Raw genomic sequence first — 25,869 nt, 5'->3', positions numbered from 1 at the left:
CGGGCTCTACTCCCCGACCGGCGACTGGGTCGGCGTGTGCAGTCTGTCCAGGGTCTTCCCCTTGCCCAGGTACATGTGCACGCCGCAGGGCAGACACGGGTCGAAGCTGCGCACCGTGCGCATCACGTCGATGCCCTTGAAGTTCTCCCGGTCGTTCTCCTCGAAGATGGGCTGACCCTGCACCGCGTCCTCGTAGGGCCCCGGAGTGCCGAAGCTGTCCCGCGGGTTGGCGTTCCACGGAGTCGGCGGGTAGGGGTGATAGTTGGCGATCTTGCCGTCCCGGATCACCAGGTGGTGGCTGAGCACGCCGCGCACCGCTTCGGTGAACCCGCAGCCGATGCCCTCGTCGGGGACTTCGAATTTCTCCCACGTCTTGGTACGCCCGGCGCGGATCTCTTCCAGCGCCTTCTCCGCGAAGTACAGCGCGCAGGCCGCCGCGTAGGCCTGGAAGTAGGTGCGGGCCCGATCGCGCTCGATGGTGTTGCTGCCGAACTTGGGCACCTTCCACTCGAACTCCACCGGACCCTTGAGTGCGGTCTTGGGCAGGTTGATCTGGACGCTGTTGCCGGTGGCCTTGACGTAGCCGATGTCGACCAGTCCGGCCAGCGCGGTCGCCCACAGCCGGGCCAGCGGGCCGCCGCCGGTATCCAATGCCAGGTGGTCCTTGCCGTCGAACCAGCGCGGCGACATCACCCAGCTGTACTTGCCGCCGTCCATCTCGCGCTTCTGCGGATGGGGGTTGGTGTGCTGGTTCCACGGGTGCCGGCGATCCACCGGGTTGCCCAGCGGGTCGCGGTGCACGAACATCTCCTGATCGGTCCAGTCGTCGTAATACGAACTGCCCAAAAGGATCCGGATGCCGAGGTTGATGTCGACCAGCGAGTGGGTGACCAGCTTGCCGTCCACGACCACACCCGGGGTGACGTACATGGCGTTGCCCCAGCGTTCCATGTCCTTGTAGGCGAAGTTGCACACCTCGGGGTCCTGGAACGAACCCCAGCAGCCCAGCAGGGTGCGACGCAGGCCGACCTTCTCGTAGCCGGGCAGGGCGTCGTAGAAGAAGTCGAACAGGTCATCGTGCATCGGCACAACCTTTTTCATGAACTCGACGTAGCGCATCAGCCGGGTCATGTAGTCGGTCATCAACTGGATGGTCGCCACGGTGCCGACGCCGCCGGGGTACAGCGTGGACGGGTGTACGTGGCGGCCCTCCATCAGGCAGAACATCTCACGCGTCCAGCGGCTGACTTGCAAAGCCTCCCGGTAGAACTCGCCGCTGAACGGATTCAGCGAGCGCATGATGTCGGCGATCGTCTTGTAGCCGTGCGCGTCGGCGTGCGGGGCAGCGGTCTTCTCAGCCTTGGCCAGCACGCCGGGGTTGGTCTCGGCGACCATCTTCTCGCAGAAGTCCACGCCGACCAGATTCTCCTGAAAGATGTTGTGGTCGAACATGTATTCTGCGGCCTCGCCCAGGTTGACGATCCATTCGCCGAGGTGCGGCGGCTTCACACCGTAGGCCATGTTCTGCGCGTAGCAGGAGCAGGTGGCGTGGTTGTCGCCGCAGATGCCGCAGATCCGGCTGGTGATGAAGTGGGCGTCGCGCGGGTCCTTGCCTTTCATGAAGATCGAGTAGCCGCGGAAGATCGACGAGGTGCTGTGGCATTCCACGACTTCCCGGTTCTCGAAGTCGATCTTGGTGTAAATGCCAAGGCTGCCAACAATTCTGGTGATGGGGTCCCACGCCATCTCGACGAGTTGACCGGGCTCCCGCTTGGATGTCGACGGCTCGGGGATGATGGTTGTCATAGCGAATACTGCTCTCCGCCGCATACGGCTTTGAAGGGGAAAAGCACGGGGCACCTACCAGGTGCGGCGCGCTCCGGTGGTCAGTTCGGTGCCCTTGTGCCGCCAGCGCGGCTCCTTGTCGAGGGTGTGCTCGGTGATGTGCCGCAAGCCGCGGATCACCGAGCCGTACAGACCAGACGTGGTGCTCGACAGTTTGCCGCCCGGCGGTTCGTCCATGAACGGCATGAACTTGTCCGGGAAGCCCGGCATGGTGCAGCCGATGCAGATGCCGCCGACATTCGGGCAGCCGCCGATGCCGTTGATCCAGCCGCGCTTGGGTACGTTGCACTTCACCACCGGACCCCAACAGCCCAGTTTGACAATGCATTTCGGTGACCCGTACTCGGTGGCGAAGTCGCCCTGCTCGTAGTAGCCGGCCCGGTCGCAGCCCTCGTGCACGGTGTTGCCGAACAACCACTTGGGGCGCAGCGCATCGTCGAGCGGGATCATCGGCGCCTGACCGGTCGCCATGTAGAGCAGGTAGGTCAGCGTCTCGGAGAGGTTGTCCGGGTGGATCGGGCAGCCCGGCACGCAGACAATCGGGATGCCGGCCTTGCTCTTCCAGTCCCAGCCGAGGTAGTCGGGCACGCCCATGGCGCCGGTCGGATTGCCCGCCATGGCGTGGATGCCGCCGTAGGTGGCGCAGGTGCCCACCGCGACTATCGCGGTGGCCTTGGGTGCGAGCCGGTCCAGCCATTCGCTGGTGGTCATGGGCTGGCCGGTGGCCGGGTCGTTACCGAACCCGCACCAGTAGCCCTCGGCCTTGATCCGCTCGTTGGGGATGGAGCCTTCGACGACGAGCACGAACGGTTCCAGTTCGCCGCGGTCGGCTTTGAAGAACCACTCGAGGAAGTCGTCGGCGCCCCCGGTTGGTCCGCACTCGAAGTCGATCAGCGGCCAGTGCACGGCGACTTGTGGGAGCCCGGGCAGGGCCCCGAGGGCGATTTCCTCGACGCTGGGCTGGGTGGCGGCAGTCAACGCCACCGAGTCGCCGTCACAACTGAGACCAGCGTTGATCCACAACACATGGATCAATGTTTGTTCTGCTTTGACTGCCGCTTCTGTTGGCATGCTGCAGCTTTCCGGGGCCCGGGCGGTGGCCCCTGCGCCGCCGGAGTCGACCGTCGGCCCACTTGCGCGGCGCTGTTTTTGGGTCTACCCCCGCGGCTTGGCGTTGTCAACGGCTGCCGCGTGAAATTCGGTGGGAGGTAGGGGGATTCCAATTGCGAACGGTTTGCAGGTGAATCCCGCTCGCTGCGAAGCTATTTCACGTCACGTCGAGCGATGTCACCAAGAATTCGTTGCCGCGCACCACCTCGACGTCGGGACTGTCGCACGCCGGACACCAGATCGACCACGCCGAGGTAATCTCCGACTGCTCTCCGCAGGCCCGGCAGCGCACTTCAGCGCTCACGAGTTCCAGTTCCAGCTCCGCGTCGGGCATGGCCTCCCAATCCCGGACGAGCGTCCAGCAGAACGACAGCGAATCCGGCACCACCTGCCGCAGCGCCCCCACCCGCACCCGGACCACCTCGACGTGCCGTCCGTCGGCGTGGGACCTGACCACACCGGCGATCGCCTGACACAGCGACAGCTCATGCACCGGCGGTCACCCGAGTCCCGGAATGCCCATGGGCACCGTTCTACACCGCTCTGCCCGCTCTACACTGCCGAGTCGGGACCGGTAGCGCTTATTCGGGATTGGTTTCGGCGCCCCATCTTTCTTCGATGCGCCCGTACCGCCAGACCAGCAACGCCACGGCCCAGGTGAGAACGAACATCGCGACGACGACGAACCCGACGGTGTTCAGGTTGAGCCCGGCCAGCCAGTCCCAGAACGGACCGTGCCAGCGCAGTTGGTCGGCGAACAGGCCGAGCAGCTCCACCGTCCCGATCAGCAGGGCGACGGCCACCGACAGCGTGGTCACGGCGATGTTGTAGTAGATCTTGCGGATCGGGTTGGAGAAGGCCCAGCCGTAGGCGAAGTTCATGAACGAGCCGTCGATGGTGTCCAACAGGCACATGCCGGCAGCGAACAGCACCGGCAGGCACAGGATGGCGTACCACGGCAGCCCGGAGGCCGCGCTGGTTCCGGCCAGCACCAGCAACGCGACTTCGGTGGCGGTGTCGAATCCCAACCCGAACAGCAGTCCGACCGGATACATGTGCCAGGACTTGGTGATCGACCTGGTGAAGCGGCCCAATAAGCGGTTGACCAGTCCGCGGTTTTCCAGCTGGCGTTCGAGTTCGCTTTCGCTGTAGTGGCCGCGACGCAATTTCGCGAACACCCGCACGATGCCCACCAGGACGACGACGTTGAGCAGCGCGATCAGGTACAGGAACACGCCCGAGACGCTGGTGCCGATCAGCCCGGTGTAATGGTGCAGCCGCGACGAGTCGTCCTCGACCGGGCCGGAGATTGCCCGCACTCCCGCCGCCAGCAGCAGTGCCAACACGAACACCACGGTGGAGTGGCCGAGGGAGAAGAAGAATCCGACTGCCAGTGGGCGCTGCCCGTCGCCCATCAGCTTGCGGGTGGTGTTGTCGATGGCGGCGATGTGGTCGGCGTCGAAAGCGTGCCGCAGGCCCAGGGTGTATGCGGTAAGCCCGATGCCTATGCCAAATGCCTTGCCGTCCAACCTCAAATGGGCCGGCTCGACCACTATAACCAGGGTGACCCAGCCGATCAGGTGCAGCGCGGTGATCACCGCGAGCATCAGTGCCAACCGCCTCCACTCCGCCGTCGACAAGGCGTCGCGTAGGCGGGACCGGTCGAGCAGGCCGCTGGCCATCCGGGTCCTTCCCACGAGCGAGAGACGCACCGACTGTAGGTTCGCCGACAAGCTGAGTGCAAGTGACTTGCAAGTACTGATCCGTCTGCTGGCCGCGCGCGCTGGCAATCCCGGGCCGTCGGCGCGACACTGGGCGGGTGACCACCGAATCGGCGGGATTGGACCCGGCGGCCGCCGAACGCCTGGGTGAATTCCTCCGTGCCCGCGGGTTGCGGCGGATGCCGTCACGAATTCAGGTGCTGGCGGTGCTCGAACCGTTCAACGGGCATCTGTCGGTGGCCGAGATCCGCGAGCGGCTGCCGGCCCACTTGGCCGGGGGAACCCCGCTGCCCGACCTGGCGACCATCTACCGCACGGTGACCATGCTGGTGGACCAGGGTGTCCTGCATGCGCTGACCCTCGACGGCGGCGTCACCACCTACGGGATGGCCACCGCCCCGCATCATCATGCGGTGTGCACCCGGTGCGGCTCGATCATCGAGGTGCCGGCCCGTCAGCTCAGTTCGGCGCTGGAGCATGCGATGGCGGGCAGTTCCTTCGCGCTCTCGGAGCGGGCCGGTCTGACGCTGCACGGTCTGTGCCCGCAGTGTCAGGGCAAGGATCGTCCGGCGCGGCCCTAGCAGGATTGGTGGCCGCGGGAATTGGCGGTTCGGATGACGTCCCCGTCAAATAATGACAAACTGCACGTCGTTAGTGCTGGGGATTATTCCCGGGGAGCGGGAGACGGGTCGGGGGCGAGTCGATGGCATACCTGGGTGTGCACCCGGACTTGTTGGCAACGGCCACAACCGATTTGGTGGATATTCGAACGGCTCTCGGCCAGGCCGGTGCCGCCGCGGGGGTCCGGACGACCAGCCTGGCGGCGGCGGCCGCCGACGAGGTCTCGACGGCTATCGCGGCGCTGTTCGGCTCATACGGCCAGGATTTTCAGGGGATCTTCGCCCAGATCACGGCATTCCACGACGCCTTCGCGCAAAAGCTGGCCACCGGTGGGCTCGCCTACGCCGAGGCCGAAACCGCCAACGCCGTGCGGGCGCAGCTGGACTCCGTGGTAGCTCCGATCCGGTCGTTGTGGGGTGGTGCTGCGAGCACGTCATCGGCGGGGTCGCTGGTGTCGGCGCTGGCCGGAACGGGCCCCGCGCTCGTGGATCCCGTCGCGCTGGTGATGGGCGGCAGTGGCATGCCCACACCTACGCAGGCCTACATCGACGTCGTGCTGAAGTACGTCGCCTTTCCCTACACCAGCTCCCGGGGCGTGTTCACACCTGAGGGTCTGTATCCGCTCACCGGCCTGGGTACCCTGACCCTCAACGAGTCGGTGGCGCGTGGCGTGTCGCTGCTGAATTCTGCTATAGCACAACAGATTACGGCTGGTAACAACGTCACGGTGGTGGGTTATTCGCAGAGCGCCATCATCAACTCGTTCGAGTTGCACAACCTGCTCGCGGCGGGAAGCCCCTACCAGAGTCAGATCACCTTCACCCTGTTGGGCAACCCGGTGAATCCCAACGGGGGTTTCCTGTCGCGCTTCCCCGGCCTGAGCCTGCCGAGCATCGGCCTGGATTTCTACGGTGCGACGCCGTCGAACACGCCGTACCCCACCAATGTGATCACGCTGCAGTACGACGGTTACGCCGATTTCCCGCGGTATCCGATCAATTTCCTCGCGGACCTGAATGCGGCCGCGGGCATTCTGTTCGTCCACGGCGCGTACGCCGGGCTCGACCCGAGCAACCTGCCGGGCTTCGCGCACCTGGTCCAGCTGCCGGTCTCTTCGAGCGACGTGGCGACCAATTACTACATGATCACCTACCCGAACCTGCCGCTGCTCGAGCCGCTGCGCGCGATCCCGATCATCGGCAACCCGTTGGCGGATCTGGTGCAACCGGACCTGACGTACCTGGTCAACTGGGGTTACGGCGACCCCCACTACGGCTACTCGACCGGGTTTGCCGATGTGCCAACCGGATTCGGGCTGTTGCCGGCGATCAATCCGATCAGCTTCGCCGGCGATCTGGTGTCGGGGGCCGGGCAGGGTGCCGCGGCATTCGTCAACGACATCACCTTTGGGCAGTTCTCGCCGTTGTTGTCGCCGTTGCTGCCGTCGATGGCCGGCGTCGCGCAAACACCAAGCGCGCTGGCCTCCGTCACGCCGCCCACGCTGACGATCCCGTCGGGGACTTCGGTGTTCGACAGCATGCAGGCGGCTGCCGTCACCGGTGTGCCGGTGCTGACTCCGTTGGTGGATCTGGCTGCGGCGGCTTTCATCTCGGTTCCGCAGTACGACCTCGCGCTGTTCGCGGACGGAATGCAGCAGTTGTTCGCCGGCGATCCGATGGGGTTGGTCAACGCGATCGGAAACCCGATTGCGGCCACTACCGGCGTGTGGACGATTCTCGGCCTCTGGGCGCTTTCGTCGATCCTCTAGCGCCGGCCGCGGTCGCGTTGTCAGGGGTCGCTGTTCACTCAGCGCAGTCCCGGGTCGCCGCGGCAACCCTTAGGCACGCGACAACACTTGTGTAGTGGCGGTTTTCCGGCTCTTCGTAATTCAGAGTGCATCGACCAGTGAGTGCAAGGCGCCACTGTGTAGCAGTGAGCGCCATCGGTAGTGGGGGAGATTTCGGAAGCCAAGGGCGTTGCGGCGCAGGGCTTCCAGGCGGCCGTTGATGGCCTCGGTGGGCCCGTTAGAGGCGCGGTGGTCGAAGAACGCCAGGATGTCGGCGCGGCGGCGGTGCAGGGTACGGCCGAGTTGGGCCAGTTCGGCGAGGATCGCGGGGACGCCGCGGCGTAACGAGTTGATGATCGCGGTCATCATGGTCTTGGCGCGGCGTCGGTCGGGGTGGCTGTAGGCGGCGATGATGCGCTGATAGACGCTCCAGGTCACCATGACCCCGAGATGATCGTCATCGGCGAACACCGCTCCCAATCGTGCCCGTTGCCGGGCGCTTGGCAACGGCACCGGGTGCGCAGGGAGCGGCGTACTCCGTAGAGCGGATCGCCGGTGCGACCCCGGTGCCCGCAGGTCAGCTGCTGGATGCGTTGGCGGCACAGATCCAACTTCAGGCCCGCCAGCGCGACGACGTGGAACGGATCCATGACCGCGGTGGCGTCGGGCAGTTCCTCGGTGGCGGCGGTCTTGTAGCCGCCGAAGCCGTCCATGGCGATGACCTCGACCTGCTCGCGAAACGCCGGCAGCTGATCGGCCAGCCAAGCCTTCAGTGCTGCAGCGGAGCGCCCTTCGACAAGGTCAAGCAGCCGTGCTGGCCCGGTGCCGTCGCGGACCGGGGTGAGGTCGATGATCAACGTGACGAACCCTGCGGTGCCGCGTCGCCGTGGAGCCAGCGGTGCTCATCGACCCCGATGACCCGCACACCGTCAAGCCGATCGGGTCCGGCCGCGGCGATCACAGCCGCAACGGTGCGCACGGCGATCGTGCTGACGGTATGCCAGGACACCCCGAGTTCGCCTGCGATCGCCGAAATGGTCGTGCGGTCGATCATTAACCGCCGCAATACATATCGGGCACACCGACGGGTCGTCGACGAGCGTGGGGCGGCAAGTTTGTCGAGGTTCTGGTTGAACACCGCCCGCCCGCACTGTGGTGTGAGACAACGGTAGCGCGGGATTGCGACCCTGAGCACCAGGAGGGCAGCCGGCCACCGGCAGATCGGTCAACGGCCGCACGACCGTGTCGCGATAGCGGCCGTCGTGGCCACAGTCCGGGCAGCGGGGATCACGGGCCACCGGCGTGCAAAAGATCGTGGTCTGCTTCTCGTCGACTGCGGCGTCAGTGATCGTCACCCCCAACTCGATGGTGCGCATGATCGTGTCGGCAACAACAGACGGCGAGCAGGCAGTAGCCTCAGGCACGGGTTCCCTCGGTGTGGTGGTTGTGGCAGGTGTAGGAACCCGAATCGTCACCCGCCGAGGGCCCACCTCAGCTCACCGACACGACAACATTCCCGGCAATCCGCCGATCACCGACGCACTCTCGTTCACGAAGAGCCCGAAAACGTCGTACTTGACAAGAAGTGTGTGGATCAATCCCTGGTGACATGAGATCGATCCGGAAATCTACGTGGGCACCTTTTTTGACCCAGTTGAACCATTCATTTTCCATTTATTTGTAAGTGGGGTCATTGAAATGTTCAGCTTGTCGGGCGATGGCAGCCAGGGTTTTGGCGTTGCGCAGCGACACCCCGGTGCGCCAGGGCGCCAACGCCGCGATCGAGCGCCGCCGGTGGCCCCCCGCAGCCCCTCACGCTCGATCTCAGCCACGATCTGCACCACCCGCCCATCGATGGCATTGCGCTGCCCGGTCAGCTCCGCCAACTCCTCAAACAACGCCTCCGAACGCTGCGCAGGCGAAACCGCCGCAGGCTCAGCAAGGGTGGACGAAGACATAACCCCATCAAAACAGCGGGCACCGACAACCCCGCCGAGCCGCGCTCACCACGCCTTTCCAGCTCGCCGGGTAATCACAGGCATCCCAGCCCCAACAAGGCGTTTTCGACCACCTCGGGCAGCGCCGGGTGGATCCAGTACTGGCCGCGGGCCATCTCCGGGGCCGTCAACCCGAAGCTCATCGCCTGGATCAGCGGCTGAATCAGCGCCGAGGCCTGATACCCCATGAAGTGCGCGCCGAGCAGCTGACCGGTGCCGCGGTCGGCGATCAGCTTGACGATGCCGGTGGTGTCCTCCATCGCCCAGCCGTATGCGACGTCGCCGTAGTCCTGGATCTTCACCGTCACATCGAATCCTTGTGCGACGGCTTGGTTTTCGGTCAGCCCGACACTGGCCAACTGAGGATCGGTGAACACCGCCGACGGCACGAACCGGTGGTCGGTGACAGCCATCGACTTGGTGTCGTCCCAGTCGCACAATAGATTTCGTTGCACCACCCGTGCCTCATGGTTGGCGACGTGCTTGAGCTGGTACGGCGACGAAACGTCGCCCAACGCGAAAACCCCACGGGCCGTGGTTCTCTGATATTTGTCGACCATCACCCGGCCGTTCTCGACGGCCACCCCGGCCTGCTCGGCGTCCAGCCGGTCGCCGTTGGCCACCCGTCCCGTCGCCACCAGCAGTGCGTCGGCGTCGAGGGTCGAGCCATCGTCCAGCGTCAGCGACACTCCGGCAGACGGGCCGCCGCGGTTGCGGGCGGCGACGACATTGCGGTGCGTCCGCAGCTCCCACTTACCCGCGGCGATGCGGGTGAACCGCTCGCAGATGGTGTCGTCACAGTGCCGCAGCAGGCAACCGCCCCGGATCACCAACGTCACCCGGGTGCCGAGCGCGGAGAACACATGCGCGAATTCCGCTGCGATGAAGCCACTTCCGACGATCACCAGATGCTCGGGCAGCTCGGGAACCCGCATGATGGTGTCGCTGGTGTGGTACCGGGCACCGGATTTGGCGATGGCCGCCGGAATCGTCGGCCGTGAACCGGCCGCGATCACCACCTGCTCGGCGGTGAACTCGTCGCCGGCCTCGGTGCGCAACAGATAGCGCCCATCGGCCTGGACCGGCCCGAAACGGGTGTGCCGATCGTAGACGTCGACGTTCTTCGCCGAACGCCGGTACTCTTCGCCCCCGGCCGCGATCGGGTCGATGCGCCCGAATACCCGCGACACGATGTCGCCCCAGCGCACCCCGTCGATGTGCGCGTCCACCCCGTAGCGCGCCGCACCTCGGATCGTCTTGGCCACCTCGGCGGCGTAGACGAACATCTTGGTCGGGATGCAACCCACGTTGAGGCAGGTGCCGCCGAAGATGTCCTGCTCGCAGATCGCCACCCGTTTAGTGGCGTAGCGTTCGTCGACAATGCTGTTGCCCGAACCGGTTCCGATAATGGCCAGGTCGTAGGTCTCCATTGAATCAGCCTTTCCCCGACGGTGCCGAGGCGCCGGTGTCGTTCAGTTCGTCCAGGTAGTCGTCGAGCCAGCGGTCGAGATGGTGGTAGGCCAGCTTGCGTGGCTGCGGCAGCGACAAGAACACGTCGTGTTTGGCGTCCGGCACCGGAATGATGTTGCTGCGGTTGCCGATACACCCCGCCCAGCGGGCGATCTGACGAACGTCGAGAACCGCGTCGCCCTGTTGCAGCGCGGCCGGCCCGGCGTTCTCGTCCACAGTGTGGTCCGAACGCAGTATCAGGTTCGGCACGCCGACGTCGAGTCCCCGGTGCAGTCGGGCCTGGCCGCGACGCACGGCGTGCAGCCAGCCGAAGGTAACCGGGAAGCCGCCCAGCGGTTTCCACTGCAGGTTGTATTCGAACTCGCCGTGATAGTCGCGGTGCAGGCTGGAGCCGTAACCACCGGTGCCGCTGGCCCGCGCGACACCTCTGCTGCGCACCCGGGACAGCGCGGCGATGGTGGCCGAGGTGACGCCGAGCCGCAGTACCGCGGGGCCGTGCAGGTCCAGAAACGGGCTGTTGAGGACCAGCCCGTCGATGCCGGTCGGCGCGAGCAGGCGCCGCTGGCGCAGCCGGTCCAGCCACAGCGACACGATCAGCCCGCCCGCCGAATGCCCGTACATCAGCACGCTGACCCGCGGGGAGCCTTCCCGGATCAGGGCGATCGCGCGGTTCAGCTCGTCGTCGTACTGGGTGAGTTTGGTGGTGAAGTGGGGCGTCTGTTCCGGCTGCCGTGAGCGGCCGCACTTCCGCAGGTCCAGGGCGTAGAACCCGAAGCCGCGGCCGGCGAAGTGATCGGCCAGCTCGGTCTGGAAGAAGTAGTCGGTGTAGCCGTGGATCGCCAGCACCGCGCGATCACCGGCCGGCTGGTCGCCACGGCGCACCAAAGTGGCCACGACATCGCCCTCACCGTCGGGGTCGGGTCCCAACGGGATCGTGTACTGCCAGTACCCGGGGAGGACGTCGGGCATCCAGCCAGTCACGAGGGCCAGCTTAAAGCGTGGTCGCCGGGACGCGGCCATCGACGGGCGCCCACGCCCCAGAAGTCGTGACGGCCCAGCCGCTCGCGATAGCCTGGGACCGGCGCAGGCCGGCAAGGAAGGATCAGGGACCCGGTGGCAGAGCGATCCACGACCGACGTCGTGTTGGTGGGCGCCGGAATCATGAGCGCCACCCTGGGCGCGTTGCTGCGGCGGCTGGAACCGGACTGGTCGGTCACCGTGATCGAACGGCTCGACGCCGTCGGCGCGGAAAGCAGCAGTCCGTGGAACAACGCCGGCACCGGTCACGCGGGCCTGTGCGAGCTGAACTACACCCCGCAGCGGCCCGACGGCTCGATCGACATCACCAAAGCGGTGCTGGTCAACGAGCAGTTCCAGGTCACCCGGCAGTTCTGGGCGTACGCCGTCGAGAACGGCATGCTGACCGACGTCCGCGGGTTTCTGCGGCCTGTGCCCCACGTGAGTTTCGTGCGCGGCGCCGACGGCGTCGACTATCTGCGTCGGCGGTGCGCGGCGCTGGCGCACAACCCGTTGTTCGCCGCTACCGAGATGATCGACGATCCCGACGAGTTCGCGCGCCGGTTGCCGTTCATGGCCGCCGGGCGGGACTTCGCCGAACCCGTCGCCTTGAACTGGGCCGCCGACGGCACCGACGTCGACTTCGGTGCGCTGACCCGGCAACTCCTCGGCTACTGCGTGAGCACCGGCGCCACGGTCCTGTTCGGTCACCAGGTCAGCCGGCTGTCGCGAAAGTCCGACGGCAGCTGGACGTTGACGGTCGTTAACCGCCGCACCGGCGAAAAGCGGAAGCTGAACACCAGATTCGTGTTCGTCGGTGCGGGTGGCGATGCGCTGCCGCTGTTGCAGAAGGCGGGGATCGAGGAGATCAAGGGTTTCGCCGGCTTTCCGATCGGCGGCCGTTTCCTGCGTACCGCCGAACCCGCGCTGACCACGGCGCACCGGGCCAAGGTGTACGGCCGCCCAGCTGCAGGTGCGCCGCCGCTGGGTGCGTTGCATCTGGACCTGCGGTACGTCAACGGCAAACCGTGGCTGGTGTTCGGGCCGTATGCCGGCTGGTCGCCGAAGTTCTTGAAGCACGGGCATTTCAGCGACCTGCCCCGCTCGATTCGGCCCGGCAACCTGTCGTCGGTGCTCGGCGTCGGGGTCACCGAGACGAAACTGCTCAACTACCTGCTCGGTCAGCTACGCCTGCCCGAGCCGGGCCGGATCCGCCAGCTGCGCCAATTCGCGCCCAGCGCAACGGGTTCCGACTGGCAGCTGACGGTGGCCGGACAACGGGTGCAGGTGATCCGGCCGAACCGGCGCCGCGGCGGCGTGCTGGAATTCGGCACCACCATCGTCGGCGCCGCCGACCACAGCATCGTCGGATTACTCGGCGGATCGCCGGGTGCCTCGACCGCGGTACCCGCAATGCTGGAAGTGCTGGAGAATTACTTCCCGGGTAGCTACCAATCCTGGCTGCCCACCCTCAAAGAGATCGTGCCGTCGCTGGGCGCGCAACTGTCCCGCGAGCCGGCGCTGTATGAGGAGTTGAGGTCGTGGACGGCGCGGGCACTGCAGTTGGGAGAGCGCCGTTGACTGAAGCTTTGCGCCGGATGTGGTCCAAAGACCTGGACGCCCCAACGCTTTACGAGCTGCTCAAGCTGCGGGTGGAGGTGTTCGTGGTCGAGCAGGCGTGTCCCTATCCCGAGCTGGACGGTCGCGACCTGCTCGCCGAGACCCGGCATTTCTGGCTGGAAACCTCACCAGGAGAAGTGATCTGCACGCTGCGGCTGATGGAGGAACACCCCGGCGGCGAGAAGGCGTTCCGCCTGGGCCGGCTGTGCACCAAACGCAGCGCTCGCGGGCAGGGCCACACCACCCGGCTATTGCGCGCCGCCCTGGCCGAAGTGGGCGACTACCCGTGCCGGGTCGACGCGCAGACCTACCTGGCCGACATGTGGGCCAAACACGGGTTCGTGCGCGACGGCGACGAATTCATCGACGGCGGCATCCCGCACGTCCCGATGCTGCGACCCGCTTCCGGCCCCGCGGTGGGGGCGCAGCGGTGAAGCCCTACCCGTTCAGCGCGATCGTCGGGCACGAGCAGTTGCGGCTGGCCCTGCTGCTCTGCGCGGTGCGTCCGGAGATCGGCGGGGCGCTGATCCGCGGCGAGAAGGGCACCGCGAAGTCGACGGCGGTGCGCGGTCTGGCCGCGTTGTTGTCGGCGGCCACCGGCTCGGACGGTGCCGGGCTGGTCGAAATGCCTTTGGGCGCAACCGAAGACCGGGTAGTGGGGTCGCTGGACCTGCAGCGGGTGCTGCGTGACGGCGAACATGCCTTCGCGCCGGGTCTACTTGCCCGAGCGCACGGGGGCGTGCTCTACGTCGATGAGGTCAACCTGCTGCACGACCACCTCGTCGACATTCTGCTCGATGCCGCCGCGATGGGCCGGGTGCATGTCGAACGGGACGGTATCTCGCACACCCACGAGGCCCGCTTCGTGTTGATCGGAACAATGAATCCCGAAGAGGGCGAACTGCGTCCGCAGTTGCTGGACCGGTTCGGCCTCACCGTCGACGTGCAGGCATCGCGCGACGTCGACGTGCGGGTGGAGGTGATCCGGCAGCGGATGGCCTACGAGGCCGACCCGGACGCGTTCGCGCAACGCTACGCCGACGCCGATGCCGAGCTTGCCCGCCGGATAGCTGCCGCACGGGCGGTGGTCGACGATGTGGTGTTGCCGGACAACGAGTTACGGCGTATCGCGGCGCTGTGCGCAGCATTCGACGTTGACGGGATGCGGGCGGATCTGGTGGTGGCCCGGACTGCGACCGCACACGCGGCCTGGCGCGGCGCGCACACCGTGGCGGAACAGGACATCCGGGTGGCCGCCGAGCTCGCGTTGCCGCATCGCCGTCGCCGCGACCCCTTCGACGACCACGGCATCGATCGCGACCAACTGGACGAGGCGCTGGCCAAGGCCGCCGAATCCCAAGCCGAATCCCCGGCGCCCCGAGCCGGACCCCGACCCGCCCGGCGGCGGCCGGTCGGCGGATGGCGCCGCAGACACCGAGGCGCCACCACAACGACCCCCGCCCCGCAACCGCCGCGCCCCAGCGCAGCGCCGTCGCAGGTGTTCCGCACCCGGGCGCTGACCGTCCCCGGCGTCGGCGAAGGCGCGCCCGGCCGGCGATCCCGCGCCCGCAACGCCTCCGGCAGCGTGGTCGCCGCCGCCGACCCCGCCGCGCCGGACGCCCACGGCCTGCACCTGTTTGCCACCCTGCTGTCCGCGGCCGAGCATGCGTCCGGGGCCGGCCGGCTCCGGCTGGGCCCGGGCGACGTGCGACGCGCCGTGCGGGTGGGCCGCGAGGGCAACCTGGTGATCTTCGTCGTCGACGCATCCGGGTCGATGGCGGCCCGCGACCGAATGGCCGCCGTCGGCGGCGCCACCCTGTCGCTGCTGCGCGATGCCTACCAGCGGCGCGACAAGGTCGCGGTCATCACCTTCCGCCAGCACGGCGCCACCGTGCTGCTGCCGCCGACCTCGTCGGCGCACATCGCCGGGCGGCGGCTGGCCCGATTCGACACCGGGGGCCGGACCCCGCTGGCCGAAGGTCTGCTGGCGGCGCGAGAACTCGTGCTGCGCGAGCGGGTGCGCGACCGGGCCCGGCGACCGCTGGTGGTGGTGCTCACCGACGGCCGCGCCACCGCGGGCCCGGACCCGTTGGGCCGCACCAGGATCGCGGCAGCGCGGCTGGCTGCCGAGGGCACCGCCGCGGTAGTGGTCGACTGCGAGACATCCTTTGTGCGGCTTGGCCTGGCCCCTGCTCTGGCCCGCCAGCTGGGTGCGCCGGTCATCCGGCTCGAGCAGCTGCACGCCGACCACCTGACCCGCGCCGTACGCAGCGTCGCATAAGCGCAAACAGGTAATCGACTATGCCACAGGGTAATCCGATCGAAGTACCCGACGACGGCCTGACCACCCGGGCGCGGCGGCACACCCCCGTGCTGGCCGTGCACACCGGCGACGGAAAAGGCAAGTCGACAGCCGCATTCGGAATGGCGTTGCGGGCCTGGAACGCCGGCCTGAACGTCGCGGTCTTCCAATTCGTGAAGAGCGCGAAGTGGAAGGTGGGGGAGGAAGCGGCGTTTGCGCACCTCGGCCGGTTGCACGACGAACACCACGTCGGCGGTGCGGTGGAATGGCACAAGATGGGCGCCGGCTGGTCCTGGACACGCAAAGCCGGCAGCGAGGTCGATCATGCGGCGGCCGCCGCCGGCGGCTGGGCGGAGATCGCGCGTCGGCTGGCCGCCGGACAACACGACTTCTACGTGCTCGACGAGTTCACCTACCCGCTGAAGTGGGGCTGGATCGACGTCGACGCCGTGGTCAGCGCTTTGACCGCCCGGCCCGGCCATCAACACGTGGTGATCACCGGGCGCGACGCTCCGCCGCGCCTGATCGAGGCCGCCGACCTGGTGACCGAGATGACCAAGGTCAAGCACCCGATGGACGCCGGCCGCAAGGGGCAGAAAGGCATCGAGTGGTGACCGCGGCCCCGACACCGGCCGTCGTCATCGCCGCGCCGGCTTCCGGCAGCGGAAAGACCACTGTCGCAACGGGTTTGATCGGGGCGCTGAACCGGTCCGGTCACCGGGTGGCGCCGTTCAAGGTGGGCCCGGACTTCATCGACCCCGGCTATCACGCGATGGCCGCCGGGCGCCCCGGGCGCAACCTGGACCCGCTGCTGGTGGGGGAGCGGCTGATCGGCCCGCTGTACCGGCACGGCACCGTAGGCGCCGACGTCGCGGTGATCGAAGGTGTGATGGGACTGTTCGACGGACGGATCGATTCGGACGCAGCGGGCCCGGCAGCGGGTTCGACCGCGCACGTCGCGGGTCTGCTGGGCGCTCCGGTGATCCTGGTGGTCGACGCGCGGGGTCAGAGTCACAGTATTGCCGCTCTGTTGCACGGCTTTTCGACGTTCGATCCGCACACTCGGGTCCGCGGCGTCATCCTCAACCGGGTCGGCACCGACGGGCACGAACAGGTATTGCGGCAGGCGTGCGAGCAGGCCGGCGTCCCAGTGCTGGGCGCCATTCCGCGCGCCGCCGAATTAGAGCTTCCGACAAGATATCTGGGACTGGTGACGGCGATCGAGTACGGCCGGCACGCCCGGCGGGCGGTCGAGGCGATGACCGATCTGGTGGGCCGGCACGTCGATCTGGCCGCCGTGCTGGCCGCCGCCTCGTGCCGTGTCGAGGACCCGGCGTGGGATCCGGCGGCCGCGGTGGGCCCGCCGATCGCACGGCGCGCCATGGTCGCGGTGGCGTCGGGCAAGGCGTTCAGCTTCGGCTACCCCGAGCATGCCGAGCTGTTGCGGGCGGCCGGCGCCCAGATCGCCGAGTTCGATCCGCTGTCCGATCTGCTGCCCGACGGGGCGGGTGCCGTGCTGCTGCCGGGCGGATTCCCCGAGCAGTTCGCCGCCGAGCTGTCCGCCAACGCCGGCCTGCGCCGCCAGATCGGCGAGCTGGCCGCGGCCGGAGCCCCCGTGCACGCCGAATGCGCCGGGCTGATCTATCTGGTGTCCGACGTGGACGGGCACCCGATGTGTGGCGTGCTGGCCGGATCGGCGCAATTCACCCAGCGGCTCACCCTCGGCTACCGCGACGCGGTCGCGCTGGCCGACTCGCCACTGCACACCCTCGGCGAGCGGGTGGTGGGGCACGAATTCCACCGAACCGCAATCACTTTCGCCCGCTCCTACCAGCCCGCCTGGGCGTATCGCCAGGCAGGGCGGGGCCGGCCCGGTGGCGAAGGTGCCGTGCACCATGGCGTGCACGCGTCGTATCTGCACACCCACGCGGCGGCCATACCCGGGGCGGTGGCCCGGTTCGTCGCCCACGCCGGCGCACTGAGCCCGCGAACGTAACGGCCGCGACTGTCGCCGCGTAACGGCACCGCGAAATTCAGCACCGCAATCCGCGGCGCGGTCGCACCCGCAATCGCACCCGCAGTCATACTCGCGGCCGAACGCCCCCGGCGGCCGAACATTAAGCTTGCCCGGTGACCGAGAGCCCCTACCTCGCGGGACTGCGACTGGCCGGCCGCAAAGTCGTCGTCGTCGGCGGGGGCAGCGTCGCGCAGCGCCGGTTACCGCTGCTGATCGCCAGCGGCGCCGACGTGCACGTCGTCTCGCGCAGCGCCACCCGCTCCGTGGAGGCGATGGAAGGCATCACCCTGTCGGTGCGCGAGTACCGCGACGGCGATCTGCAAGACGCCTGGTATGCACTCGCAGCCACCAATGATCCGCAGGTCAACGCCGCCGTGGTGGCCGAGGCCGAACGCCGGCGGATTTTCTGCGTGCGGGCCGACATCGCCGTGGAGGGCACCGCGGTCACCCCGGCAACGTTCAGTTACGCGGGCCTTTCGGTGGGAGTGCTGGCCGGCGGCGAGCATCGCCGTTCGGCGGCCATCCGCTCGGCCATCCGTGAGGCGCTGCAGCAGGGGCTCATCAGCACCGAAAACTCCGGCATCGAGAACTCCGACACCGAGCCCGGCCGGGTGGCGCTGGTCGGGGGCGGCCCGGGCGACCCGGAACTGATCACGGTGCGCGGTCGCCGGCTGCTCGCCCAAGCCGACGTGGTGGTCACAGACCGGCTCGCGCCGGCCGAGCTGCTTGCCGAGCTCGGCCCGCACGTCGAGATCATCGACGCGGCCAAGATCCCCTACGGCCGGGCCATGGCCCAGGACGCCATCAACGCCGTCCTGATCGAGCGGGCCCGGGCCGGGAAGTTCGTCGTGCGACTCAAAGGCGGGGATCCGTTCGTCTTCGCCCGGGGATTCGAGGAGGTGCAGGCGTGCGCCGAGGCCGGGATTCCGGTGACCGTGGTGCCAGGTGTGACAAGTGCCATAGCAGTACCGGCCGCGGCGGGTGTTCCGGTCACGCACCGGGCCGTAAATCACGAATTTGTGGTGGTCAGCGGGCACCTGGCGCCCGACCATCCCGAATCGTTAGTGAATTGGGATGCTTTGGCAGCAATGACCGGAACGATCGTGTTGCTGATGGCGGTGGAACGCGTCGAACTCTTCGCCGCGGCGTTGCTGAAAGGCGGCCGACCTGCGCAAACACCCGTCTTGGTGGTGCAGCACGGCACCACGGCGGCACAGCTGACGCTGCGGGCGACATTGGCGGACACGCCGGAGAAAATCCGTGCGGAAGGCATCCGACCTCCCGCGATCATCGTTATCGGCCCCGTCGTAGGCCTGCAAATGGCCTCCGGGCCGGCTGGGGTTTAAACAATTCTTAAGATTACTGTAAGGTAACCCGCTATGACGGCTCTCAACGAATCCGAGCGGACAGTCCACACTTGGACTGATGGACGCTCAGAACGTTCGGCCCAGGAGCGTCCCACGCGATCGGTGGAGACCGCTTTGCAGCGCATGAGCAGGTATTACCCGACATGGCTGCCGTCGCGCCGGTTCATCGCCGCGGTCATCGCGATCGGCGGGATGCAGCTGCTGGCAACGATGGACAGCACCGTCGCGATCGTGGCGCTTCCTAAGATCCAGAACGAGCTCAGCCTGTCCGACGCGGGCCGGAGCTGGGTGATCACCGCCTACGTGCTGACCTTCGGCGGGCTGATGCTGCTCGGCGGTCGCCTCGGCGACACCATCGGCCGCAAACGAACGTTCATCGTCGGCGTCGCGCTGTTCACCATCTCCTCGGTGCTGTGCGCGGTCGCCTGGGACGAGGCGACCATGGTCATCGCCCGGCTGTCCCAAGGCGTGGGGTCGGCGATCGCATCTCCCACCGGACTGGCCCTGGTGGCGACCACATTCCCCAAGGGCCCGGCGCGTAACTTCGCCACCGCGGTGTTCGCCGCCATGACGGCGATCGGCTCGGTGATGGGCCTGGTCGTCGGTGGCTTCCTGACCGAATACTCCTGGCGGCTGGCGTTCCTGGTGAACGTGCCGATCGGGCTGGTGATGATCTACCTGGCCCGCACCGCGCTGCGAGAGACCAACCGGGAGCGGATGAAGCTCGACGCCACCGGCGCCATGCTGGCCACGCTGGCGTGCACCGCGGCCGTCTTTGCCTTCTCGATCGGCCCGGAGAAGGGCTGGATCTCGGTCACCACCATCGGCTCCGGCCTGGTCGCCGGGGCGGCTGCCATCGCGTTCGCCATCGTCGAGCGCAAGGCCGAGAACCCGGTCATCCCGTTCGAGCTGTTCCGTGACCGCAACCGGCTGGTCACCTTCGTGGCCATCCTGCTGGCCGGCGGTGTCATGTTCAGCCTCACCGTCTGCATCGGCCTGTACGTGCAGGACATCCTCGGCTACAGCGCGCTGCGGGCGGGCATCGGCTTCATCCCGTTCGTCATCGCGATGGGCATCGGTCTGGGCATCTCCTCGCAGCTGGTGTCCCGGTTCTCGCCGCGGGTGCTGACGATCGGCGGCGGCTGGCTGCTACTGGGCGCCATGATCTACGGCTCGATGTTCATGCACCGCGGCGTGCCGTACTTCCCGAACCTGGTGATGCCGATCGTCGTCGGCGGCATCGGGATCGGTATGGTCGTCGTGCCGCTGACCCTGTCGGCCATCGCCGGCGTCGGATTCGACCAGATCGGACCGGTTTCGGCGCTGACGCTGATGCTGCAGAGCCTGGGTGGCCCGCTGGTGCTGGCCGTCATCCAGGCCGTGATCACCTCCCGCACCCTGTTCCTGGGCGGCACCACCGGCCCGGTGAAGTTCATGAACGACGCGCAGTTGCGGGCGCTCGACCACGGCTACACCTACGGGCTGCTGTGGGTGGCCGGCGCGGCCGTCATCGTGGGCTGTGCGGCGCTGTTCATCGGGTACACGCCCGAGCAGGTCGCGCACGCGCAGGAAGTCAAGGAAGCGATGGACGCCGGGGAGCTTTGATCCTCCTAAGCTTGGCCGCATTGCCAGGCCGGTGGCCGGGTAGCTGCTGAGTCTCCGGCCGCCCACTCCCATCGACACGCAGGGAAGGCCGCAAAGCGACCACCGCCGTTCTCCGCGCTTATAGCAGGTGAAGCCTGGGCTTTGAGTGTGAAGCCTCGGCTTTCGGTGTGAAGCCTGGGCGGGAATTCTGCAAAAAAGCCGCCCTGCCTTCACACTCAACGCCCTAACGTCACACTCAACGCCCTAACGTCACACTCAACGCCCTGACTTCACACCCAAAGCCCTGCGTTCACACCCAACGCCCTGCCTTCAACGCAAACCGCCTGGCGCAGCCACCAGCTGACTCCTCGGCGGCCCGTCCCTGGCCACCAAGCTAGGCTTGCCGCCTGTGATCACCCGGATGTCCGAGCTGTTCCTGCGCACGCTGCGCGACGACCCCGCCGACGCCGAAGTGCCCAGCCACAAACTGCTGATCCGCGCCGGGTACGTCCGACCCGTCGCGCCGGGCATGTACAGCTGGCTGCCGCTGGGCCTGAGAGTGCTGCGCAACATCGAACGCGTCGTCCGCGAGGAGATGAACGCCATCGGGGGCCAGGAGATCCTGCTGCCGGCGCTGCTGCCCCGCGCGCCCTACGAAACCACCAACCGCTGGACCGAGTACGGCGACGGCGTGTTCCGGGTCAAGGACCGGCGCGGCAACGACTACCTGCTGGGCCCCACCCACGAAGAGATTTTCACCCTGACCGTCAAGGGCGAGTACAGCTCCTACAAGGACTTCCCGCTCACGCTGTACCAAATCCAGACCAAGTTCCGCGACGAGGCCCGCCCCCGGGCCGGGATCCTGCGCGGCCGCGAATTCGTGATGAAGGACTCCTACTCCTTCGACATCGACGCCGCCGGGCTCAAAGCGTCCTATCACGCCCACCGCGAGGCCTACCAGCGCATCTTCGACCGGCTGCAGGTGCGCTACGTCGTCGTATCGGCGGTCTCCGGCGCGATGGGCGGCAGTGCCTCCGAGGAATTTTTGGCCGAGAGCCCGATCGGCGAGGACACTTTCGTCCGCTGCCCGGAATCCGGATACGCCGCCAATGTCGAAGCCGTCGTCACCGCCCGCCCGGAGAGCCGGCCCACCGACGGATTGCCCGAGGCGCAGGTCCACGACACCGGCGACACCCCGACCATCGCCACCCTGGTCGACTGGGCCAACGCGGCGCTGGACCGCACCGTCACCGCCGCCGACACCCTGAAGAACGTCCTGGTCAAGGTTCGCCAGCCGGGCGGGGAGTGGGAGCTGCTGGCCATCGGCGTCCCAGGCGACCGCGAGGTTGACGACAAGCGGCTGGCCGCCGCGCTGGAACCCGCCGAGTACGCGCTGCTCGACGACGCCGACTTCGCCCGGCACCCATTCCTGGTAAAGGGCTACATCGGCCCGAAAGCGTTGCGGGAGAACAAGGTTCGCTTCCTCGTCGACCCCGGGTGGTGGACGGCAGCAGCCGGATCACCGGCGCCGACGAACCCGGCCGCCACGTCGTCGGCCTGGTCGCCGGGCGCGACTTCACCGCCGACGGCACCATCGAGGCCGCCGAGGTACGCGAAGGCGATCCCTCGCCGGACGGCGCCGGGCCGTTGGTCATGGCGCGCGGCATCGAGATCGGGCACATCTTCCAGCTCGGCCGCAAATACGCCGACGCGTTCACCGCCGACGTGCTCGGCGAGGACGGCAAGCCGGTCCGGCTGACCATGGGCTCCTACGGCATCGGGGTGTCCCGGCTGGTCGCCGTCGTGGCCGAACAGCACCACGACGAACTCGGGCTGCGCTGGCCGTCGTCGATAGCGCCGTTCGACGTGCATCTGGTGATCGCCAACAAAGACCCCGAGGCTCGGCTGGGCGCGGAGAAGCTGGCCGCCGAACTGGACAAAGTCGGTGTCGAGGTCCTGCTCGACGACCGTCAGGCATCCCCCGGGGTGAAGTTCAGGGACGCCGAACTGCTCGGCATGCCCTGGGTGGTCGTGGTCGGCCGGGGCTGGGCGGACGGCCGGGTGGAGCTGCGCGACCGGTTCGCCGGACAGACCACCGAACTGGGCGTCGGCGACTCCCTGGCCACCGACCTCGTCGCCGCCATGAGCCGCTGACCTACTCCGAGCCGCCCGGGAACGACGTGGTGATGGGCCAGCCGCCCAGCACCTTGTTCCAGCGGGCGGCCAGCACCGCGCTCTGGGTCAGCGCGGTGGAGGCGAACGCGCGGTCCTCGGCGGTGTCGGCGTGCTCCACGACCGCCCGCCACGCCGTGGCGCCGTCGTTTTCCATCCGCGCCGCCAGCCGGGCCGCTTCCGAGGGGCTGGCTACCGGCGAGGGCAGCTGGTAGCCGGCCGCGGCCACCGGCACGCTGGCCTTGCGTGCGGTCAGCATCGCGATCACATCGTCGCGCCGCTGCCGGTGCTGGTTGAGCGCCTCCACCACCAGATCGTTGACGCTGGGCGGCGACATCGCCGACACGATGCCGTAGCCGTAGATGGTGGCGTGTTCGACGGCGAGCGCCTCGCCCAGCGCCGCCACGTCCGCGTCCTTTCCCGCCGGCGCCCGCTTCGGGCCGGTCATATCGACGGTCCCCCCGGTACCAGGGCGACGGTGGCCGACGCGGTGCACGACGCTGCGATCGATCCGAGCAGCCCGGCCCGGTAGCCCGACGAGCTCGCCACCAGTCGGTTGGCGTCCTCGGCCGACTTGCGCAGCGAGTCGATGACGTCCGAGACGGCCGGTGGCGGGGGTGGCGGTGCCTCCGGCTCGCCCGCCGGGCTGGCGCTGCTGCTGCTACTGCTCGTCTCGCTCGTCGAGGAGACCAGCTTGCCCGCGGCGCGGGCGATCTCGGTGGACAGCGCCCGGGCATGCGCGGCGCGCTGGGTGGCGACCACGCTCAACGCGGCCGCAATCTGGGGCGGGCTGCCTACGGCTCCGGCGGCCGCGCTGGCCAGCGCGCTGTCGTGCCGGGCCTGTTCCAGCGGACCCAGCAACTCCTCGACGACGGGCGGCTTGGGCGCCGACTCGCCGCAGGCGGTGATCACCCCGAGCGCGGCGAGTGCCGCACCGCCGGCCAGCACACCCCGCCGACTGATCACCGGCACTGCTCTGGACACGCCCCACATCCTGCCATCACCTCACCGTGGCCGACGTCACGGCAACCGGCGGACACATCGGCAGTCGGGGGCAGGCGTAGCCCGTCGGGCCCGACGACGTGATCAAGGCGTCATTGCTCATTCCTGGCGTATCGTTGTGAGCTGGCCGCAAGTCTGGGTGGCGACCCCGCCGGGGGACCGTCGAACGACCACAACTCAAGATCAGGAGCTCGCCGTGACCATCGGGCTACCTTCGCAGGAGCAGGTGATCGAGCTGCTCAGCGCTGAGTTCGCGCGCGCCGGTTACGAGATCGAAGACGTGGTCATCGACAGCCGCTGCCGTCCGCCGCGCATCACCGTGGTCGCCGACGGCGATCAGGCCCTGGATCTGGACACCATCGCGGAGCTGTCCCGCTCGGCGTCGAACCTGCTGGACGGCCTGGACGGCCTCGACGGGTCGGCCGGCGCGAACCGCGGCGGGACGGACACCTACATCCTCGAGGTCAGCTCTCCGGGTGTGGAGCGTCCGTTGACCAGCGAAAAGCACTTCCGCCGGGCGCGCGGGCGCAAAGTGGACGTCACGCTGGCAGACGGATCGCGGTTGACGGGCCGGGTCGGCCCGATGAGGGACGACTCGGTGGCTCTGGTGGTGCGCGCCGGACGAGACCTGGCGATACGCGAAGTCCCGCTCGCCGAGATCGTCAAAGCTGTTGTGCAGGTTGAATTTTCGCCGCCGGCACAAGCCGAGCTGGAATTGGCGCAGGGGATGGAGGGCGGAACGTGAACATCGACATGGCCGCGCTGCACGCGATCGAAGTGGACCGGGGTATCTCGGTCAACGAACTGCTCGAGACGATCAAGTCCGCGCTGCTCACCGCGTACCGGCACACCCAGGGCCACCAGACCGAGGCGCGTATCGAGATCGACCGTAAGAGCGGTGTGGTGCGGGTGATCGCCTGCGAGACCGACGACGAAGGCAACCTGATCAGCGAGTGGGACGACACCCCGGAGGGTTTCGGCCGCATCGCCGCCACCACCGCGCGCCAGGTGATGCTGCAGCGTTTCCGGGACGCCGAGAACGAGCGCACCTTCGGTGAGTTCTCCACCCGGGAGGGCGAAATCGTCGCCGGGGTCATCCAGCGCGACAGCCGGGCCAACGCCCGCGGGCTGGTGGTGGTGCGGATGGGCACCGAGGCCAAGGCCTCCGAGGGCGTCATCCCAGCCGCCGAGCAGGTCCCCGGCGAAAGTTACGAACACGGCAACCGGGTGCGCTGCTATGTCGTCGGCGTGAGCCGCGGCGCCCGCGAGCCGGTGATCACGCTGTCGCGCACCCACCCCAACCTGGTGCGCAAGCTGTTCTCGCTGGAAGTGCCCGAGATCGCCGACGGATCGGTCGAGATCGTCGCGGTGGCCCGCGAGGCCGGCCATCGCTCCAAGATCGCGGTGAAGTCCAACGTCGCGGGCTTGAACGCCAAGGGCGCCTGCATCGGTCCGATGGGTCAGCGGGTCCGCAACGTGATGAGCGAGCTGTCCGGGGAGAAGATCGACATCATCGACTTCGACGAAGACCCGGCCCGCTTCGTGGCCAACGCGCTGTCGCCGGCCAAGGTCGTCTCGGTGCAGGTGATCGACCAGACCGCCCGGGCCGCGCGCGTGGTGGTGCCCGACTTCCAGCTGTCCCTGGCGATCGGCAAGGAAGGACAGAACGCCAGGCTGGCGGCCCGGCTGACCGGCTGGCGCATCGACATCCGCGGTGACTCGCCGGGTCCGTCCGGAGACCAGCCGGAGCAGGGGGCCAGTCACGGAATGGCGCACGAGCACTAATCGGCCGGGCCGCGGACCACTGCTGCCCGCCGGGTGGTTCGGAGCAGTACTTCGGTGACGCTAGACTGAGCCGTGATCCAGCGCGAGCCTCCGGCATCAGCGCACGGACGTCCCGATAAGCCCAGTGGACCGGTGCGGACGTGCGTCGGATGCCGGAAGCGAGAGTTGGCCGTCGAACTGCTGCGCGTAGTGGCTCGGTCGGACGGGAATGGCGGGTACGCCGTGATCGTTGACCAGGCTGCCAGCCTGCCGGGGCGAGGTGCATGGCTGCATCCCGACCCGCAGTGCGTACAACTGGCGATTCGGCGGCGAGCTTTCACCCGAGCGCTGCGCATCACCGGTTCGCCGGACACATCCGCGGTGGTCGAGCAGTTCAGCTCGTCCCACCGGGCAACAGAACAGGTAGCAACGAACATGAGCACACCGTGAAGTCCCGATGACCATGCGTCATAG

Annotated in this window: 18 protein-coding genes and 5 pseudogenes; 13 read left to right on the top strand and 10 right to left on the bottom strand. The window is 67.8% G+C overall.

The window, feature by feature from the left end:
- Positions 1–6 precede the first annotated feature (6 nt).
- The 4 genes from L6444_RS18925 to nicT all read right to left on the bottom strand — a co-directional run bounded on the left by L6444_RS18925 (position 7) and on the right by nicT (position 4,637).
- A complete protein-coding gene (locus L6444_RS18925; RefSeq protein ID WP_236976524.1) occupies positions 7–1,806 on the bottom strand; it encodes a nickel-dependent hydrogenase large subunit in 1,800 nt (599 codons plus the stop codon).
- A 54-nt stretch (positions 1,807–1,860) separates the two neighbouring features.
- Positions 1,861–2,916, bottom strand: a complete 1,056-nt coding sequence (locus tag L6444_RS18920) for an NADH-quinone oxidoreductase subunit B family protein (RefSeq protein WP_236976523.1) — start codon at positions 2,914–2,916, stop codon at positions 1,861–1,863.
- A gap of 196 nt (positions 2,917–3,112) precedes the next feature.
- Entirely contained in the window at positions 3,113–3,448 is a 336-nt protein-coding gene (locus L6444_RS18915; RefSeq protein ID WP_236976521.1) for a hydrogenase maturation nickel metallochaperone HypA, read from the bottom strand.
- Between the two features lie 88 nt (positions 3,449–3,536).
- Entirely contained in the window at positions 3,537–4,637 is a 1,101-nt protein-coding gene (gene nicT / locus L6444_RS18910; protein ID WP_236984257.1) for a Nickel transporter NicT, read from the bottom strand.
- Positions 4,638–4,774: 137 nt separating this feature from the next.
- Between nicT and L6444_RS18905 the strand changes: the two genes are divergently transcribed.
- Both L6444_RS18905 and L6444_RS18900 read left to right on the top strand, forming a co-directional pair.
- A complete protein-coding gene (locus L6444_RS18905) occupies positions 4,775–5,257 on the top strand; it encodes a Fur family transcriptional regulator (RefSeq protein WP_236976519.1) in 483 nt (160 codons plus the stop codon).
- A gap of 122 nt (positions 5,258–5,379) precedes the next feature.
- Positions 5,380–7,065, top strand: a complete 1,686-nt coding sequence (locus L6444_RS18900; RefSeq protein WP_236976517.1) for a PE family protein — start codon at positions 5,380–5,382, stop codon at positions 7,063–7,065.
- A 120-nt stretch (positions 7,066–7,185) separates the two neighbouring features.
- Here the strand turns inward: L6444_RS18900 and L6444_RS18895 are convergent.
- From L6444_RS18895 to L6444_RS18880, 4 genes and pseudogenes are all read right to left on the bottom strand, one after another.
- Positions 7,186–8,459 (bottom strand): annotated as a pseudogene (locus tag L6444_RS18895) (ISL3 family transposase).
- Between the two features lie 319 nt (positions 8,460–8,778).
- Positions 8,779–9,041, bottom strand: a pseudogene (locus L6444_RS18890) (hypothetical protein); the annotation flags it as partial.
- A 74-nt stretch (positions 9,042–9,115) separates the two neighbouring features.
- Complete coding sequence (gene mtr, locus L6444_RS18885; protein WP_236976515.1) at positions 9,116–10,510, bottom strand: mycothione reductase; 1,395 nt, start codon at positions 10,508–10,510, stop codon at positions 9,116–9,118.
- A gap of 4 nt (positions 10,511–10,514) precedes the next feature.
- On the bottom strand, positions 10,515–11,531 hold the full coding sequence (locus L6444_RS18880) for an alpha/beta hydrolase (protein ID WP_236976513.1): 1,017 nt from the start codon (positions 11,529–11,531) through the stop codon (positions 10,515–10,517).
- 132 nt (positions 11,532–11,663) lie between these two features.
- Here L6444_RS18880 and mqo point away from each other — a divergent pair, with 132 nt between their 5' ends.
- The 8 genes and pseudogenes from mqo (at position 11,664) to L6444_RS18840 (ending at position 22,611) form a co-directional block, all read left to right on the top strand.
- The gene (gene mqo / locus L6444_RS18875; protein WP_236976511.1) at positions 11,664–13,148 is read left to right on the top strand and encodes a malate dehydrogenase (quinone); all 1,485 of its coding nucleotides are present in this window, start codon (positions 11,664–11,666) and stop codon (positions 13,146–13,148) included.
- Positions 13,145–13,621: a GNAT family N-acetyltransferase gene (locus tag L6444_RS18870; RefSeq protein WP_236976509.1), complete on the top strand. Its 477-nt coding sequence runs from the start codon at positions 13,145–13,147 to the stop codon at positions 13,619–13,621. Before mqo ends, L6444_RS18870 begins: the two co-directional genes overlap by 4 nt.
- Positions 13,618–15,468: pseudogene (locus L6444_RS18865) on the top strand (magnesium chelatase subunit D family protein). Before L6444_RS18870 ends, L6444_RS18865 begins: the two are co-directional and overlap by 4 nt.
- Before the next feature lie 20 nt (positions 15,469–15,488).
- On the top strand, positions 15,489–16,103 hold the full coding sequence (cobO, locus tag L6444_RS18860) for a cob(I)yrinic acid a,c-diamide adenosyltransferase (RefSeq protein WP_236976507.1): 615 nt from the start codon (positions 15,489–15,491) through the stop codon (positions 16,101–16,103).
- Positions 16,100–17,485, top strand: coding sequence for a cobyrinate a,c-diamide synthase (locus L6444_RS18855; protein WP_236976505.1), 1,386 nt, complete (start codon positions 16,100–16,102; stop codon positions 17,483–17,485). The genes cobO and L6444_RS18855 overlap by 4 nt, the downstream gene beginning before the upstream one ends.
- A 134-nt stretch (positions 17,486–17,619) precedes the next feature.
- Positions 17,620–18,863, top strand: a pseudogene (gene cobA / locus L6444_RS18850) (uroporphyrinogen-III C-methyltransferase).
- Between the two features lie 22 nt (positions 18,864–18,885).
- Positions 18,886–20,478 (top strand): MFS transporter, encoded by a 1,593-nt coding sequence (locus tag L6444_RS18845; RefSeq protein WP_236976503.1) that lies wholly within the window; start codon positions 18,886–18,888, stop codon positions 20,476–20,478.
- A gap of 388 nt (positions 20,479–20,866) precedes the next feature.
- Positions 20,867–22,611 (top strand): annotated as a pseudogene (locus L6444_RS18840) (proline--tRNA ligase).
- Position 22,612: 1 nt separating this feature from the next.
- Here the strand turns inward: L6444_RS18840 and L6444_RS18835 are convergent.
- The gene (locus L6444_RS18835; RefSeq protein ID WP_236976501.1) at positions 22,613–23,077 is read right to left on the bottom strand and encodes a ferritin-like domain-containing protein; all 465 of its coding nucleotides are present in this window, start codon (positions 23,075–23,077) and stop codon (positions 22,613–22,615) included.
- Positions 23,074–23,613: a twin-arginine translocation signal domain-containing protein gene (locus L6444_RS18830; protein WP_238305701.1), complete on the bottom strand. Its 540-nt coding sequence runs from the start codon at positions 23,611–23,613 to the stop codon at positions 23,074–23,076. The genes L6444_RS18835 and L6444_RS18830 overlap by 4 nt, the downstream gene beginning before the upstream one ends.
- A 214-nt stretch (positions 23,614–23,827) precedes the next feature.
- On the opposite strand from L6444_RS18830, the gene rimP reads away from it, so the two are divergent.
- From rimP to L6444_RS18815, 3 genes are all read left to right on the top strand, one after another.
- A complete protein-coding gene (rimP, locus tag L6444_RS18825; RefSeq protein ID WP_236976498.1) occupies positions 23,828–24,376 on the top strand; it encodes a ribosome maturation factor RimP in 549 nt (182 codons plus the stop codon).
- The gene (nusA, locus tag L6444_RS18820; protein ID WP_236976497.1) at positions 24,373–25,416 is read left to right on the top strand and encodes a transcription termination factor NusA; all 1,044 of its coding nucleotides are present in this window, start codon (positions 24,373–24,375) and stop codon (positions 25,414–25,416) included. Before rimP ends, nusA begins: the two co-directional genes overlap by 4 nt.
- A 72-nt stretch (positions 25,417–25,488) precedes the next feature.
- On the top strand, positions 25,489–25,845 hold the full coding sequence (locus L6444_RS18815; RefSeq protein WP_236976496.1) for a YlxR family protein: 357 nt from the start codon (positions 25,489–25,491) through the stop codon (positions 25,843–25,845).
- Positions 25,846–25,869: the final 24 nt, after the last annotated feature.

The sequence above is a fragment of the Mycobacterium kiyosense genome (genome assembly GCA_021654635.1).
GTDB lineage: Bacteria > Actinomycetota > Actinomycetes > Mycobacteriales > Mycobacteriaceae > Mycobacterium > Mycobacterium kiyosense.
This window is presented reverse-complemented; position numbering and strand designations above follow the sequence as displayed.